This is a genomic window from Paraburkholderia caffeinilytica (assembly GCF_003368325.1).
In the GTDB taxonomy this organism is placed as follows: Bacteria; Pseudomonadota; Gammaproteobacteria; order Burkholderiales; family Burkholderiaceae; genus Paraburkholderia; species Paraburkholderia caffeinilytica.
Genome location: NZ_CP031467.1, coordinates 696868 through 714092, shown reverse-complemented (window position 1 = coordinate 714092; position 17225 = coordinate 696868). Strand labels below are relative to the sequence as shown.

General features: G+C 63.0%; 10 protein-coding genes. 8 read left to right on the top strand and 2 right to left on the bottom strand.

Translation table 11 applies throughout. From position 1 onward, the window contains the following. The first annotated feature begins 23 nt into the window (after positions 1-23). On the top strand, positions 24-4349 hold the full coding sequence (gene hrpA / locus DSC91_RS19105; RefSeq protein WP_115780397.1) for an ATP-dependent RNA helicase HrpA: 4326 nt from the start codon (positions 24-26) through the stop codon (positions 4347-4349). A gap of 270 nt (positions 4350-4619) precedes the next feature. On the opposite strand, the gene DSC91_RS19100 is transcribed toward hrpA, so the two are convergent. Continuing rightward, a complete protein-coding gene (locus tag DSC91_RS19100) occupies positions 4620-7241 on the bottom strand; it encodes a YadA-like family protein (RefSeq protein WP_115780396.1) in 2622 nt (873 codons plus the stop codon). Positions 7242-7848: 607 nt separating this feature from the next. Between DSC91_RS19100 and DSC91_RS19095 the strand changes: the two genes are divergently transcribed. From DSC91_RS19095 to DSC91_RS19075, 4 genes are all read left to right on the top strand, one after another. Beyond that, positions 7849-8868 (top strand): YVTN family beta-propeller repeat protein, encoded by a 1020-nt coding sequence (locus tag DSC91_RS19095; protein WP_115780395.1) that lies wholly within the window; start codon positions 7849-7851, stop codon positions 8866-8868. Between the two features lie 46 nt (positions 8869-8914). Beyond that, positions 8915-9913, top strand: a complete 999-nt coding sequence (locus DSC91_RS19090) for a sterol desaturase family protein (RefSeq protein WP_115780394.1) — start codon at positions 8915-8917, stop codon at positions 9911-9913. A gap of 195 nt (positions 9914-10108) precedes the next feature. Further along, positions 10109-10939, top strand: coding sequence for an EI24 domain-containing protein (locus DSC91_RS19080; RefSeq protein ID WP_115780392.1), 831 nt, complete (start codon positions 10109-10111; stop codon positions 10937-10939). 30 nt (positions 10940-10969) lie between these two features. Beyond that, positions 10970-11800, top strand: coding sequence for a competence/damage-inducible protein A (locus DSC91_RS19075; protein WP_115780391.1), 831 nt, complete (start codon positions 10970-10972; stop codon positions 11798-11800). A 179-nt stretch (positions 11801-11979) separates the two neighbouring features. Here the strand turns inward: DSC91_RS19075 and DSC91_RS19070 are convergent, their stop codons facing one another. Beyond that, positions 11980-12444, bottom strand: coding sequence for a rhodanese-like domain-containing protein (locus DSC91_RS19070; protein WP_115780390.1), 465 nt, complete (start codon positions 12442-12444; stop codon positions 11980-11982). Between the two features lie 439 nt (positions 12445-12883). Between DSC91_RS19070 and glnA the strand changes: the two genes are divergently transcribed. From glnA to ntrC, 3 genes are all read left to right on the top strand, one after another. Next, positions 12884-14299, top strand: coding sequence for a type I glutamate--ammonia ligase (gene glnA / locus DSC91_RS19065; protein WP_115780389.1), 1416 nt, complete (start codon positions 12884-12886; stop codon positions 14297-14299). A gap of 212 nt (positions 14300-14511) precedes the next feature. Beyond that, positions 14512-15654, top strand: a complete 1143-nt coding sequence (glnL, locus tag DSC91_RS19060; RefSeq protein ID WP_115780388.1) for a nitrogen regulation protein NR(II) — start codon at positions 14512-14514, stop codon at positions 15652-15654. A 45-nt stretch (positions 15655-15699) separates the two neighbouring features. Continuing rightward, positions 15700-17217, top strand: a complete 1518-nt coding sequence (gene ntrC, locus DSC91_RS19055) for a nitrogen regulation protein NR(I) (RefSeq protein WP_115780387.1) — start codon at positions 15700-15702, stop codon at positions 17215-17217. Positions 17218-17225: the final 8 nt, after the last annotated feature.

The window sequence follows — 17225 nt, the reverse complement described above, 5'->3', positions numbered from 1 at the left end:
GCCGGGGATTATAATGCGCCCCCATGTCGAATGTACCCAAAAGTCCCGCTCCGGCGAACGAGAATGTGGCGCCGGACGCTAACCGCAACACGCCGGAAACGGCGCGCGAGCCGCGACGTATCGCGGACGGCGCGCAAGCGTCGCCGCAGAAAAATCACCCGCCACGTGAGGCGCGCCGCGAAGCGGGCGCGCAGGCGCCGAAAGCTGCGCATGAAGGGCGCAAACAGCCGCCGCGTGCCGATGCTTCGCGCAGGCAACCCGATGCCGTTGGCGCTGCGCAGCCGGCGCGTCGTGATGACGGGCGCGCGCAAAATTCACCGCAGGCAGGTGAAGCGCAAAGTGGTCAGCCGCGTCGTGAACCACGTCCGCCGCGCGTTCAGCGTGTGGTCGAACCGAACCCGATTCCGCCGATCACCTTTCCGGAAGCGCTGCCGGTTTCCGGTCGTCGTGACGAGATCGCGAAGGCAATCGCGCAGAATCAGGTCGTGATCGTGTGCGGCGAGACCGGCTCCGGCAAGACGACCCAACTGCCGAAAATCTGCCTCGAACTCGGGCGTGGTCTTGGCGCGGGCGGCACCGGTTTGATCGGCCACACTCAGCCGCGCCGGATCGCCGCCTCGGCAACGGGCCGCCGCATCGCCGAAGAACTCGGCACGCCGTTCGGCGAAGTGGTCGGCTACAAGGTGCGTTTTACCGACAATCTGTCGCCGGGCGCGTCGGTCAAACTTATGACCGACGGCATTCTGCTTGCCGAAACGCAGACCGATCCGCTGCTCAAAGCCTACGACACGCTGATCATCGACGAAGCGCACGAACGCAGCCTGAATATCGATTTTCTGCTCGGCTATCTGAAGGAAATCCTCGTCAAACGGCCCGATCTGAAGCTGATCGTGACCTCGGCGACGATCGACGCGGATCGCTTCGCGCGTCATTTCGGCAGCGAAGAAAAGCCCGCCCCGGTGATCGAAGTGAGCGGGCGTCTCTATCCGGTCGAAGTGCGCTATCGGCCGGTCGCGGAGGACAGTCCGGCGGTGAAGGCGGCGGAAGGCTCTTCTTCCTCGTCGTCGCGCGAAAGGCCGAAGACCCAGCGCGAAACCGATCGCGATCTGATGGAAGCGATCGTCGATGCGGTCGACGAACTGTGCCGCGAAGGCCCCGGCGACGTGCTGGTGTTCCTGCCCGGCGAGCGCGAGATTCGCGATGCCGCCGAGGCGCTGCGCAAGCACCATCCGCCGCACACGGAAATCCTGCCGCTGTTCGCCCGTTTGTCCGCCGCCGAACAGGAGCGCGTGTTCCGCACCTCGAACGCGCGCCGCATCGTTCTGGCAACCAACGTCGCCGAAACCTCGCTGACGGTGCCGGGAATTCGCTACGTGGTCGACACGGGCCTCGCGCGCGTGAAGCGCTACTCGTATCGCAACAAGGTCGAGCAACTACAGGTCGAGTCGATCTCGCAGGCTGCCGCCAATCAGCGGGCAGGGCGCTGCGGCCGCGTCGCCGACGGCGTGTGTATCCGCCTGTATGAGGAAAGCGATTATCAGGGTCGCGTGCGCTTCACCGATCCGGAGATTTTGCGTTCGTCGCTGGCGTCGGTGATTCTGCGCATGAAGTCGCTGCATCTGACGGCGATCGAAACCTTTCCGTTCATCGAGCCGCCGCCTGGCCGCGCCATCGCCGACGGTTATCAGCTGCTCAACGAACTCGGCGCCGTCGATGACGACAACCAGCTCACGCCGCTCGGCCGCGAACTCGCGCGCTTGCCGCTCGACCCGCGCGTCGGACGGATGATTCTCGCCGCGCGCGATCAGCAGGCGTTGAAGGAGGTGCTGATCATCGCCAGTGCGTTGTCGGTGCAAGACCCGCGTGACCGGCCGATCGAAGCGCAGGAGCAGGCCGACCAGGCGCATCGCCGGTTCGCCGACGAACGCTCAGAATTCCTGCAATGGCTGAAGATCTGGAACTGGTTCGAAGAAGCGATCGCGCACAAGAAGTCGAACCGGCAATTGCAGGACGAGTGCCGCAAGAATTTCCTGTCGCAACTGCGTCTGCGTGAATGGCGCGACGTGCACTCGCAACTGCTGACGGTGGTGCGCGAGCACGGCTGGCGGCTGAACGAAGCCGAAGCGACCTTCGAGCAGATTCACCTCGCGTTGTTGACCGGCCTGCTCGGCAACATCGGCCTGAAAGCCGACGACGAACCGTATTTCCTCGGCGCGCGCAGCATCAAGTTCTATTTGTGGCCGGGCTCGGCGCTGGTGAAGAAGGCGGGCAAATGGGTGATGGCCGCGGAACTGGTCGAGACGAGCCGTCTGTACGCGCGCTGCATCGCGAAGATCGAGCCGGAGTGGATCGAGAAAATCGGCGAGCATCTGCTGAAGAAGTCGTTGTCCGAGCCGCATTGGGAAAAGCGCGCGGCGCAGGTGTCGGCGTTCGAGCGCGCAATGCTGTACGGCCTGCCGATCTATCACCGGCGGCGCGTGAGCTTCGGCAAACAGGATCCGGCGCGTGCGCGCGAGTTGTTCATCCGCGGCGCGCTGGTGGAAGGCGAGTTCGATACGAAGCTCGCGTTCTTTGCGCATAACCGCAAGCTGCTCGCCGATATCGAGCAACTGGAACACAAGTCGCGCCGTCAGGACGTGCTGGTCGACGATGAACTGATTTTCGGTTTCTACGATCAGGCGTTGCCGAAAGGCATTTACACCGGTGCGTCGTTCGAGCGCTGGTACCGCGACGAGGTGAAGAAGAGCGGCCAGCCGGAAGACAAGCTGCGTCTGCTGTATCTGTCGCGCGACGATCTGATGCGGCACGAAGCCGCCGGCGTGACGACCGATCTGTTCCCGAAGCGCATGACGATGGCGGGCGTCGAGATGGCGCTCACGTATCACTTCGAGCCTGGTTCGCCGCGCGACGGCGTGACGCTCGCGGTGCCGCTGTATGCGCTCAATCAGGTCGACGCGCGGCGTTGCGAGTGGCTCGTGCCCGGCATGCTGAAAGAGAAGGCGCAACTTCTGCTGAAATCGCTGCCGCAGAAGCTGCGGCGTCATTGCGTGCCGCTGCCTGAGTTCGCAGCCGGTTTTGTCGAGCGGCATAGCGGTCCGCGCTTCGGCGCGGGCGGTTTGCTCGAATCGCTGATCGCGGACATTCGCGAGCAGACCCAGGTCGCGATGAAGCAGTCGGACTTCAAACTCGAGACGCTGACGCCGCATCTGTTCATGAACTTCAAGGTCGTCGACGAGCATGGCCGGCAGCTCGCGATGGGCCGCAACCTGGCGCAATTGCGCGCTGAACTCGGCGGCCAGGCGCAGCAGCATTTTCAGAAGATTGCGTCAGGCGCGGCCGGGGCGGCGTTGGCGGATGCGGGCGGCGGTGGCGGCGTGGCCGTTGGCGCGCAAGCGGGCGGCGCAGTCAGTGCGGCAAGCGGTGCGGGGCCGCGAGGCAAGGGCGTCGCTGCGTCCGGTCCGCAAACTGCGTCGCAAGACGGCGCGCAAGGCACCGCGCTGTACGAAAAGCTGACGACGTGGAATTTCGGCAAGCTCCCGGAATTGCTCGAAATTCGCCGTGGCGGGCAGACTTTGTTCGGCTATCCGGCGCTGGTGGACCGCGGCACGCATTGCGACGTCGAGGTGTTCGATTCACCGGACGAAGCCGCGCGCATCCATCGCGCTGGGTTACGGCGATTGTTCGCGTTGCAGTTGAAAGAACCGATCAAGTATCTGGAAAAGAATCTCCCGGGTCTGCGCGAAATGGCGATGCAGTTCATGCCGCGCGGCACGCAGGAGGAACTGCGCGATCAACTGATCGACACCGCACTCGACCGTGCCTGCCTGCAAGACCCGCTGCCGGCCGATGACGTCAGTTTCCATACGCGCCGCGACGAAGGCCGCAGCCGTCTGACTTTGCTGGCTCAGGAAATCTCGCGCCTGGTTGGGCAGATTCTGGGCGAATACGCGACCGTCACGAAAAAGCTGGTGCAGGCGAAGGCGTTCACGGCCGCGCATGCGGACATGCAGAACCAGCTGGATGGCCTGATCGGCAAACGCTTCGTGGTCGATACGCCGTACGCGCAGTTGACGCACTTCCCGCGTTACCTGAAGGGCATTGCGCTGCGTGTCGACAAGCTCAAGGCGGACTCCGCACGCGACACACGGCAATTCGCCGAATTCCAGCCACTGCTGCAGAACTATCAGCGCGCGCTGGCGCAACGTGGCGGCGTGCTGGACACGCGTTTGTCGGAATTCCGCTGGCTGCTGGAGGAACTGCGGATTTCGCTGTTCGCGCAGGAGTTGCGTACGCCGATGCCGGTTTCGGTGAAGCGTCTCTACAAAGTCTGGGAGTCGATGCAGCGCTGAGCGCCAGATGATGCGGGACCGATGCTGCGCTGGGCGGCGCACGGAGTAGGGCGCCGCGGGTGCCTGCCTCCCTTGTCCAGCGTTGGCCGATGCGCTCCTGCACGTGGTGTCGAGCAAAAAAGCGCGCGACGCCACTCCTTTCGAAAATGATGTCACGCGCAAAGGGCGCGAGTTCTTTCGGGCCCGCGCCTGCTCGCTGCTAGTACGGCAACGCCATTGGCCTCGACGTGACGGGTTCCGAGCGGGCCCGTCACGCTTCCTGCCGTGGTTTTACCAGTGCATGCCGGCGCCGACGGACGCGCCGAACTGACCGCGCGAGTCGGTCGTACCTTGCACCTTGTAGACCCACTTGCCGGTTTCCGACAGTTGCGACACGCCAATGGCCATGGCCGACTGGCCGCCGTATGTGCCACCCGCAATCGCCACCATGCCGCGACCCGGCAAGACTGCTTGCGGCAAGCCTGCCGCCGCCAGCGCCGATGCGGTGCCGCCGTATGAATCGCGGCGGGCCGAGCGGATCTGGTCGTCGGTGTAGCTGTTGGCCTGACCGACGGCGCCGCTCACGCTCTGCTGCAACTGATTGACGTTGACGGCGTCCGTGCCTTGCACGCCGGCTGCAACGTTGGCGATCTGACGCTCCTGACCCGCCGCGCCGACCGATACGGTGTTCGCCCGATCCGCGACCGAGCCTTGACCGAGCGCTACCGAATTGTCTGCGCCGGCGTTTGCCGCGGCGCCGAGCGCCGTGGCGTTGTTGCCGCTGGCGACCGAGTTCGCGCCGATCGCCACGGCGTTGGTGCCCGTGGCCTGCGCATTCGCGCCGGAGGCAACCGAGTGCGCGCCTGACGACACTGCGCCTTCGCTGGTGCTGTCACCGTCAGCGCTGAAGAAGGGATTGGCCGTGTTGACCGTGATGTTGCTGACCGCGCTGTTGATGGCCGCGTTCAACTGACCCAGGTTGACGGCGTCGTTTGTGTCCACGCCGTCGGCGACGTTATGGATCACCGTGCCGCCGCTCGTTGCGTCGCCTAGCGTGACGCTGTTCCTGTTGACGCTGCCGTCGGCGTTCTTGTCGTACATCACCGCGCCATCGAGTTTGGCGTCGGTGTGAGCCGTAACCTCCCTCAGTTGGGCAACGTTGACGGCGTCGGTGTCGGCGGTGCCGGCTGCGACATTGGTGATCTGGCGTTCCGCGCCGCTGGCGCCGACGGAGACGGTGTTGGCACGGTCGGCGAGCGAGCCTTGGCCCAGCGCGACCGAATTGGTCGCGACGGCCTTTGCGTTGTGGCCCAGGGCCGTCGAGCCGTCGGCTGCTGCCGTGGCGAGGCTGCCGAGGGCCGTGCTGTTGTCGCCCTGTGCCCACGAGGCGGTGCCGGCTGCGAATGACGCGTTGCCGGTTGCATTGGCGTACGCGCCGATCGCTGCCGAGTGGTCGCCGGACGCATTGGCAGAGGCGCCGATTGCGGCCGAGTGGTCGCCGGTCGCCGTGGCAGAGGCGCCGATTGCAGCCGAGTAGTCGCCGGTTGCTGCGGCGTCGTCGGAGCCGTCGTTGGCGCCGCTTGCCTTGAAATAGCGTGCGGCGTCAGCGGCAGCGGCATTCAGCTGGCTCAGGTTGACGGCGTCTGTAGCGGCGGTGCCGGCTGCGACGTTGGTGATCTGGCGCTCTGCGCCGCTGGCACCGACGGAGACGGTGTTGGCACGGTCGGCGAGCGAGCCTTGGCCCAGCGCGACCGAACTGGCCGCGACGGCCTTTGCGTTGTGGCCCAGGGCCGTTGAGCCGTCGGCTGCTGCCGTGGCGAGGCTGCCGAGGGCCGTGCTGTTGTCGCCTTGGGCCCACGAGGCGGTGCCGGCTGCAAACGACGCGTCGCCGGATGCGTTGGCGTAGGCGCCGATCGCTGCCGAGTGGTCGCCGGACGCATTGGCAGAGGCGCCGATCGCAGCCGAGTGGTCGCCGGTTGCTGCGGCGTCGTCGGAGCCGTCGTTGGCGCCGCCCGCCTTGAAATAGCGCGCGGCGTCGGTGGCAGCGGCATTCAGCTGGCTCAGGTTGACGGCGTCCGTAGCCTGGGTGCCGGCGGCAACATTGGTTATCCGGCGCTGCTGGTTGGCCGAACCGACCGACACGGTATTCGCCAGCGTAGCCACTGAGCCTTGGCCTAGTGCGACGCTGCCGTCGGCGGAGGCGGCAGCGTCAAGGCCAATGGCGACCGCGCCGCTTCGATCCGCGCGCGCGTTGGCGCCGAGTGCCGTGCTGCCAACGTCGAACGCATAAGCGTTGGCGCCAAACGCGCTCGCTTGCGAGTTGTTCGCGCGGGAATAAGAGCCGACGGCGACCGAATCGGCGCTTTGCGCCTCCGAGGTATAGCCGAGCGCAACTGAATGCATGCCATTGCCCTGCGCGGACGCGCCGAGGGCCGTCGCGCCGATGCCCTTCGCCACGGCGTAGTTGCCTATGCCGGTGCTGAAATCAGCGTCGGCCAGCGCCCACATTCCGGCTGCGAATGACCCCGCACCGCTGCTTTGCGCGTTGAACCCGAGCGCGATCGCGGCTGTGTTCGAGGCCTTCGCCCAGTTGCCGATCGCGATGGACCCGGAAGCCGATGCGCTCGAACCTACGCCCGCTGCCACCGAGCCCGGTTGTGACGCAATCGCATCGGGATCCGAACCCGGAGCCACCGCGCCGGCGGCGAAATAGACCGTGGCCGCCTGCGCCACCGGCACACCGCCCAGCAACGTCGCCCCAGCCAGTACAGCGTGCGTCAATACAAGCTTGCGCGCCGCGCCGCGTTTCGTCTCCGGGCGAACCGTCTCCGACGCGGCGACCCACGAGCCCGCTGTTTCAGACGAAACGTCACACGAAACGTCACACCAAACCGATTTGTCGATTTTATTCATTTTTCAGAAAACTCCGCCGGAACAATGAACGTGGACGGCACACGAAAGCATTTTGAGTCGGAAAAGGCGTCATCGCCCTTGGTGTCTCGCGCATAAATAGAGCACGACGGCCGCGGTTATTTATTCCGTCCGTTTCGTGTTCTGAAAAATTATTCGCGCGTCCGAATTACTCGCATCGTGCTTTCAAGTCCACGGGATTAAGTGCATGGGCGATGAACGGCGAGATTGTCAGGTCCGGCGGGGCGGAGCCGATATAAGCCAATTCCTAAATTATTGGAAATAAATGGCGGAGTGTAATAGGTTTTGGGTGGGCGTATTTTTATGTTGTTTGATATAAAGAATAATCTTGTTTTGTCTTATGAAAAATAAAATGACATGAGAGTTTAATGGGTTGTGGTGTTGTGGGTTAAATGATTTGATACGGGTCGCCGCTGATTTTCCTACGCAAAACCGGCGTCGGGTTGTCAATGCCTCGGAATTTGCTGACAGATTCGCCCTCGGAGGCTCGGCGTCCCCCCGTTTTTTCGCGCATCGCACCCGCATCCACGTCAACCGCTGGTCACAGCAAACGTTCTACAATGATGGTTGTTCTCCGAAGTGAGTTTTCATGCGTAAATTTTTTCTTCCCGGCTTGACTGCCACGTTCGCCGCAGGCGCGGCACTGGTGGCTGCCGCAGGCTTTTTTTCTCCGGCGGCCCACGCCAACAACGTGATTGTGCTCAATTCCGGCGAAGCCACGCTGAGCCTGATCGACGAGGCCACCCACCAGGTCGTCGGCACCGTGCCGACGGGTAAGGAACCCCACCACCTGATGGCCACGCCGGACAATTCGTCGCTGATCGTCGCCAACTCGGTGTCGAACAACCTGATGTTCGTCGATCCGAAATCGGGCCAGGTTCAGCGCTGGGTCGAGAACATCGAGGATCCGTACCAGATCGGTTTTTCGCCCGACCGCAAGTGGCTCGTCACCACCGGGCTGCGTCTGGACCGCCTCGACATCTATCATTACGACAGCCAGAAGAACCAGATGACGCTGGCTTCGCGTCTGCCGCTCGCGGTGATGCCGAGCCACATGGCGTTCACCAATGACAGCAAGACGGTTTTCGTCACGCTGCAGGTGTCGGGCGAGCTCGCCGCTATCGATCTGGCCACGCAAACCGTCAAATGGAAAATGAAGGTCGGCAAGGTGCCGGCCGGCCTGTGGATGACACCGGGCGAGAAATATCTGCTGATCGGCATGACCGGGGCGGATTATGTCGCGGTGGTCGACTGGCGCAACCAGAAAATCGTCAAGACGATCCAGACCGGCAAGGGCGCGCACAACTTCCGCTCGCTGGCCGACGGCAAGCATGTGGCGGTGTCGAACCGGGTCGCGAGCACGATCAGCATCATCGACGAAGACACGCTCACCAATGTCGGCGACATTACCGGCTTGATGCCCGGGCCGGACGACATGGAACTTTCCGCCGACAAACGCTATCTGTGGGTGACATTCCGCTTCGCAAAACATGTCGGTATCATCGACCTGAACACGCATAAGCTGATCCAGACGATAGCTGTCGGGCGGTCGCCGCACGGTATCTATTTCTTCAATCGCGCGCCGGTCACGGCGCCGAACGGCGCGTGACGTTGTAACAGGTGAACCGTCAGAAATGAAGTAACAGGCCAGCACCATGTTCCATCTGATTTTTTCTTCTCTCGACAGCTTCGTCTCAGCCGTGCAGACGCTGCTGTACGTCGACGTGGTGCAGCCGCTGCTGTTCCACTTCGATCTGATGGACTACGACGAAGACACTTACGACAGCCTGTATTGGGTAATCGTCGGCATCTTCGAGGTGCTGGCGATGTACGCGATCCTGCGTCCGCTCGAGGCGCTCCGCCCGGTGGAGCAGTGGGACAACCGCAGGGCCGTGCGCGTCGACGTGATTTACACGTGGATCGCCAAGCTCGGCATCCTCAACCTGTTCTTCTTTTTCGCGCTGCAGCCGTTCTTCGACAACGTGCAGGCCTGGCTGCGTCTGCACGACATCGCGAATATCGAATTCGACAATCTGTGGCCGGGCGTCACCACGCAGCCGCTCGTCACGTTCGTGATGTATCTGCTCGTGCTCGATTTCGCCGGTTACTGGTATCACCGCTGGGAGCACCGGATCGGCGTGTGGTGGGAATTGCATGCGGTGCATCACAGCCAGCAGCAAATGTCGCTGTGGTCCGACGACCGTAACCATCTGCTCGACGATCTGCTGCAAGCGTCGTTCTTCGCGGTGATCGCACTGGTGATCGGCGTGCCGCCGTCGCAATTCGTCGTGCTGGTGGCAATCACGAACCTGGCGCAGAGCGTGCAGCACGCCAATGTTCGTCTCTACTTCGGCTGGCTCGGCGAGCGCCTGCTGGTCAGCCCGACTTTCCATCGCCGTCACCATGCAATCGGCTACGGTCATGAAGGCCTGAAGTACGGTTGCAACTTCGGCGTGCTGTTTCCGTGGTGGGACATGCTGTTTCGCAGCGTGTCCTGGAGCCGGGAGATGGAGCCGACCGGCATCCGCGACCAACTCGAAGGCCGGCGCTACGGCGACGGTTTCTGGGCGCAGCACTGGCTCGCCTTCGTGCGCATCGCCGGGCGGCTTTCGCCGAAGCGCCGCACCGGGGGCAGCGACGCCGCTCCGGTTTGAGCATGCTTCTTCTCACGCCGCCGGTTTTCCCGGCGGCGCGTCACGTGGTTTATCCTGTTCACGTTTGCGCGTACGTTTCCGGTTCGTTTTCCGTTCGGCTTTCCGGTCCGTATCCTGATCTGGCCGCCGCACGTTTTGCCGGGTCGTCGCGCCGTTTCCCTTATTCCATCGTTTCGTTCACCGGCACTGGCTCGCATGAATGATCTGTTGCGCTCGTTTGGACGTGCGCTCGCAAGCGCGCTCCACCCGCGCATGCTCTGGCTGACTTTCCTGCCGTTTCTGGTGGCAACGGTCGGGTGGGGCGTGATCCTGTGGTTTTCCTGGCAGACCCTGATTGGCGCCACCCGTGCGTGGCTCGAAAGCTGGTCGTTCACGGTCACGCTTTATCATCTGTTCGATTGGCTCGGCTTCTCGGGGCTGCATGCGGCGATTGCGCCGTTCATCGTGATTGCGATGGCGATTCCGTTGATCGTCGTCACGGTGTTGCTGCTGATCGCCACGCTGTCGATGCCGGCCGTGATCCGCTTTCTGTCGGCGCGGCAGTTCTCCGGCCTTGAAATGCGCCGCGGCGGAACGTGGTACGGTAGCCTCGGTCAGGCGTTGTGGACCACACTGGTCTGTCTCGTGCTGCTGGTCGTCACATTGCCGCTCTGGCTGGTGCCGCCGTTTTTCGCGCTGATTCCACCGCTTCTGTGGGGTTGGCTGACGTATCGCGTGATGAGCTACGACGCGCTTGCGCTGCATGCCACACGTGACGAGCGGCGCGCGCTGGTGCGGCGCTTCCGCTTGCCGCTGCTGTTGATCGGCATCGCGAGCGGACTGCTGGGGTCGCTGCCGACACTGCTGTGGGCGTCGTCGGTCTGGCTGATCGTGCTGTTCCCGGTGATCACCGCGGTGACGATCTGGATTTACGCGTTCATCCTCGTGTTTTCGGCGCTGTGGTTCGGCTACTACTGTTTGCGCGCGCTGCAGCGCATGCGCGCGGAAGAGCACGGCCCGCGGCACGCGGCGCCGGTTCCCTACTGATGCATTACTGACTAAGCGAAAGAGGCGGCAATGGCATTTGGCGTCATCATCATCGGCGACGAAATCCTGTCGGGCAGACGTATCGACAAGCATCTGCCGAAGGTCATCGAGTTGCTGGGCGCGCGTGGACTGTCGCTTGGCTGGGCGGAATACATCGGCGACGAGCCGGAGCGCATCACGGCCACGTTGCGACGCACGTTTGCGTCGGGCGACATTGTGTTTTCCACGGGCGGCATCGGCGCCACGCCGGACGACCACACGCGCCAATGCGCGGCAGCCGCGCTCGGCGTGCCGCTAGAGCTTCATCCGGAAGCCGCGACGCTGATTCAGGAGCGCATTCGCGATATGCATCCGGCGAATTCCGCTACGCCGCTCGATCTGAATTCGCCTGAGAACCGGCATCGTTTGAATATGGGCACGTATCCGCGGGGCGCGTCGATCATTCCCAACGGCTACAACAAGATTCCCGGTTTCTCGATCGAACAGCACTACTTCGTGCCGGGCTTTCCGGTGATGGCGTGGCCGATGATCGAATGGGTGCTGGATACGCAGTACGCGCATCTGCATCACGCGATGCCGCACGCGGAAAAGTCATTGCTGGTCTTCGAGCTGCCGGAGTCGCGCCTTACTCCGCTGATGGAAAAAATCGAACACGATTTTCCGGGCGTGCGAGTGTTCAGCCTGCCGAGCGTGGGCGATGCCGAGCGTGGCGGCGTGTATGCGCGGCATCACATCGATCTTGGCGTGAAGGGCGAACCGGAAGCGGTGGCGGCGGCCTTCGTGAAGCTGCGTGAAGGTGTGCACCTGCTGGGCGGCGATATCGTCGAACTCGAGGCGGCTGCGGCCAAACCGCGCGGTTGAGCGTTGGTCTTGCCACGTGGTCTTGCCAGGGTTAATCGCCGCGCACTCCATCCTTCCTTCGGGCGCTGTTGCGCCCGTGCCTGACTTAAGACTCAACGCATCATCGGCCTGTCACATGCAGCGCCGACGATGCGTCTAATTGTCCCGCCCATCGCCCGAAGGCCCCTGCGAATCAACAATCAGGCGCCGATCCACGGCAACCCGCGAAAGCACCAGCCCGACACCGTCTTCCGATGCCCCTGGCCGTCCTTGTCGCCTTCAAAGCCTTCCAGCAGGTCGTACGCCTTGGTGTAGCCCGCCTGGGTGGCGGCGATCGCGGCGAGCTTCGAGCGCGCGGCGCTGCGGCACAAAAACAGCACCGGCGTATCGGGCGGGGCGGCCTGGCTCAGTTGCTGAAGGAATTCCTGATTCGGCACAGCGCCCGGATAGCGCGTCCATTCCACATGGACGTATTGTCCGTCGCCGATAACCGGCCGGCCGACCCAATCGAGTTCGGCACGGGTGCGCACGTCGACGAGACGCGTGCGCGGATCGAGTTGCAGCATTTCGAACGCCTCGGCGGGCGACACCGCGCCCGCATAGGGCAACTGGTTCTCGGTGCGGCGTTTGTCCGCCTGGGCGTACAACTGTTCGAGCGTGCTCATGAGCGCAAATCTCCATCGGACCAAATGATTATTTTAGCGCGCGGCGTGCGGCGCACATGCGGTTCGCCAAGGGCGCCTCGTCCGCCCGAAACAAGGGGATGCACGTTCAAAAATGGTGCATATTCACGTGAATGCACCACAATGAAGCCATCACTCGCTGCCGATTGTAATGATGCACTAACTCGGTGCGCTATACGGCGCGAGGATTTCGGGGCCGCATGCAGTTCGGTGCGCGAATTCCCTGCAAGCGCGCGTGCGGTGTGGTTTTGCGCCGGGCTGGCGCATACATGGCACAGAAGCTGCTTTATTGGTGCCGATCGATTTGTTCCAGCAGGCTTTTATGTTCGTCCTCAACGATAGAGGGGTGGACGCGCCGGGGCGGGTCAGCTAGATTGGGCGGCGGCTGAATCCGCCGAATTCGTTAATCAGGAGATAGGTTATGAGTAAATCCGTGGCCGACGTCGTTCAACTCGTCAAAGACGAAGACGTCAAGTTTGTCGACTTCCGTTTCACCGACACGCGCGGCAAAGAGCAACACGTTTCGGTGCCGGTGTCGGCATTCGATGAAGACAAGTTCGAAAGCGGCCATGCGTTTGACGGTTCGTCGATTGCCGGCTGGAAGGGCATCGAAGCATCGGACATGTTGCTGGTCCCGGACGCGAACACCGCCTTCATCGACCCGTTCTATGAAGAGTCGACCCTCGTCCTGACCTGCGACGTCGTCGAACCGGCTGACGGCAAGGGCTATGAGCGCGATCCGCGTTCGCTGGCAAAGCGCGCTGAAGCGTACCTGAAGAGCACGGGCCTGGGCGACACCGCCTACTTCGGTCCGGAACCGGAATTCTTCATTTTCGACTCGGTCCAGTGGAACACGGACCAGTCGGGCTGCTTCATCAAGATCGGCTCGGAAGAAGCACCGTGGTCGTCGTCGAAGGAATTCGAAGGCGGCAACACCGGCCACCGTCCGGGCACGAAGGGCGGCTACTTCCCGGTCGCGCCGGTCGACACGTTCCAGGACATCCGTTCGGAAATGTGCCTGTTGCTCGAACAGATCGGCATTCCGGTCGAAGTGCATCATCACGAAGTCGCGGGTCAAGGCCAGAACGAAATCGGCACGAAGTTTTCGACGCTGGTGCAACGCGCCGACTGGCTGCAGCAAATGAAGTACATCATCCAGAACGTCGCGCACACGTACGGCAAGACGGCAACGTTCATGCCGAAGCCGGTGGTCGGCGATAACGGTTCGGGCATGCACGTTCACCAGTCGATCTGGAAAGACGGCACGAACCTGTTCGCGGGCAACGGTTACGCAGGTCTGTCGGAATTCGCGCTGTTCTACATCGGCGGCATCATCAAGCATGCTCGCGCGCTGAACGCGATCACGAACCCGTCGACGAACTCGTACAAGCGTCTCGTGCCGCACTTCGAAGCACCGGTGAAGCTGGCTTACTCGGCTCGCAACCGTTCGGCGTCGATCCGCATTCCGCACGTGTCGAATCCGAAGGGCCGCCGTATCGAAACGCGTTTCCCGGATCCGATGGCGAATCCGTACCTGTGCTTCTCCGCGCTGATGATGGCGGGTCTGGACGGCGTGCAGAACAAGATTCACCCGGGCGAAGCTGCCGACAAGAACCTGTACGACCTGCCGCCGGAAGAGGATGCAAAGATCCCGACCGTGTGTGCCGGCCTCGACCAGGCGCTGGACGCACTCGACGCGGACCGCGAATTCCTGACGCGCGGCGGCGTGTTCACGGACTCGATGCTCGACGCGTACATCGAACTGAAGACGGGCGAGCTGCAACGCTATCGTCAGTCGGTGCACCCGATCGAATTCGAAATGTACTACTCGCTGTAAGCGGCAATGGCGCTTCGCCTTTCAAACGGCGAAGCGCTTTGCCCGACGCTCGCGATCGGTCACGAAGGGACGGCGGCGCCGTCCCTTTTTTGTTAGACGCGCATCAGTCCACTCGCGGCGTTTGCGGCGCAAGGACAATGAAGCAGGGCATCGGGCAGGACAATAAGCTGCAAACCTGATTGATCACCATCTCCTATCGGCCAGACTGCAAGATGGTTCTGAAGAATCTGATGAAGGCAAGGAAAGGGCACGAGCAGACGCTGTCGGACGACGCTCAGCTGGTGGGTTCCGGTTTGCTGCCGGGCTTCGAAGCATTGCCGACGGTCGCGCTGGTGCTGGAGAAACGCACGCTGCGCGTGGTGTTTGCGAACCCGTCGGCGGAGTCGATGCTGGAGCTCTCGCGCAAGCAATTGACGCAGATGGCGTGGCCGGACATCTTCTCGAACGCGGACGAACTGCTCGCCACGATTTCGGCGATCGCCGCCCACCGTTTTCACGCGACGCATCTGGACGCCGTACTCGAGCGTCCGGGCCACGAGCCGTTGCATGTGCATGCGGTCGTCGGTCACCTGGAAAGCGCTCAGGACTATGTGCTGCTCGAACTGTTCGAGAACGAGCGGCATATCCGCACCGACCGCGAGGAGCGCATCAACGACCTCACGGCGGTCAACAAGCAACTGATCCGCAACCTCGCGCACGAAATCAAGAATCCGCTCGGCGGGATTCGCGGCGCGGCGCAACTGCTCGAGTTCGAACTCGGCGAGCGTCAGCGCGACGAGTTGCGCGAGTACACACAGGTCATCATCAAGGAATCGGACCGGCTGCAAACGCTGGTCGATCGCTTGCTGGAGCCGCACCGTCATCCGCATATCGTCGGCGACGTGAACATTCATGAAGTGTGCGAGCGCGTGCGCCAGGTGATTCTCGCGGAGTTTCCGCGCGGTCTCACGATCGAGCGCGATTACGACGTGAGCGTGCCGGACCTGCGCGGCGACAAGGAGCAGCTGATCCAGGCGCTGCTCAATATCGTGCGCAATGCGGCCGAAGCATTGCGCGAGCGCATCTCGCAAGGCGACGCGCGCATCGAACTGCGCACTCGCGTTGCGCGCAAGATCACCGTGTCGAAACGTTTATGTAAGCTGGCACTGGACTTGCATATCACTGACAACGGCCCGGGCATTCCCGAGGAAATCCGTGACCGCATTTTCTATCCGCTCGTGTCGGGGCGCGAGGATGGCAGCGGTCTCGGCCTGACGCTCGCGCAGACTTTCGTGCAACAGCACGACGGGCTGATCGAAGTGGAAAGCCGGCCGGGCCACACCGAGTTTCAGATTCTGCTGCCGCTCGACTGCTAACACCAAACGCCTCTCAAGGCCTCTCAAGACTTCTGACCGACCTATATGAAGCCGATCTGGATAGTAGACGACGATCAATCGATTCGCTGGGTGCTCGAAAAAGCGCTCGCCCGCGAAAACTTCGCGACACGCAGCTTCGCGAACGTGCGCGAGGCTTCCGCGGCGCTCGATCACGACAGCCCTCAGGTACTGGTGTCCGACATCAGGATGCCGGGCGGTTCCGGCCTCGAATTGCTGCAAACCGTCCGTGACAAGGTGCCGGGCTTGCCCGTCATCATCATGACGGCGTTCTCGGACCTGGACAGCGCGGTCGCCGCATTCCAGGGCGGTGCTTTCGAATACCTCGCCAAACCGTTCGACGTCGACAAGGCGGTCGAGCTGATCCGTCGCGCGGTCGACGAAAGCATGCGCGGCGAACAGACGTGGGACGACCGTGTCGCCGATGCACCGGAAATGCTCGGCCAGGCGCCGGCAATGCAGGACATGTTTCGCGCGATCGGCCGGCTGTCGCATTCCGCGGCCACCGTGCTCATTACCGGCGAATCAGGCACCGGGAAGGAACTGGTCGCGCGTGCGTTGCACCGACATAGCCCACGCGCGAACGGTCCCTTCATCGCGCTGAACACTGCGGCGATTCCGAAGGATCTGCTGGAATCCGAACTGTTCGGTCACGAGCGGGGTGCGTTCACCGGCGCTCAGGCCATGCGCCAGGGGCGCTTCGAGCAGGCTGAGAACGGCACGCTGTTTCTCGATGAAATCGGCGATATGCCATTCGATCTGCAGACGCGTCTGTTGCGTGTGCTGTCGGACGGCCAGTTCTATCGCGTCGGCGGCCACAATCCGCTGCGCGCCAATGTGCGCGTGATTGCCGCGACGCACCAGAATCTCGAATCGCGCGTGCGTCAGGGCTTGTTCCGCGAGGACTTGTATCACCGGCTCAATGTGATCCGCTTGCGCTTGCCGGCCTTGCGCGAGCGCAGCGAAGACATTCCGCTGCTCACGCGCCACTTCCTGCAAAAGAGTGCACGCGATCTGGGCGTGGAGCCAAAGCGCGTGTCCGAAGAGGCGCTCGCCTATCTGGCATCGCTGCCGTTTCCGGGCAATGTGCGCCAACTGGAGAATCTGGCGAACTGGCTCACGGTGATGGCGCCGGCGCAGACCATCGAGATCAAGGACCTGCCGCCCGATCTGGGTCCCACCCAAGCCGGTGTGGCCGATCTCGCGGGCGGCGGAGGCGGGGCGGTCGGCGCCGGTGAGGCAGGGCTCGCCGGCGGCGCGCCGATCAACGGAACCAGCGCGGCCACGCATCCGGCTGGCGCCGCCGGCATGCTCGTTGCGACCACCGTCGCCGCCTGGGAAGGCGGCTTGCGCACCGAAGTCGCGCGGATGTTGCGCGAGAATGCGGCCGACGTAATGGACGAACTCGCGCGCCGTTTCGAAGCGGCGGTGATTCGCGAGGCGCTGGATTTCACGCGCGGACGCAAGGTGGAGGCGGCGGAGCGGCTCGGCATTGGCCGCAATACGATTACGCGCAAGATTCAGGAGCTCAATCTCGAGCCGTGAGGTTGGCG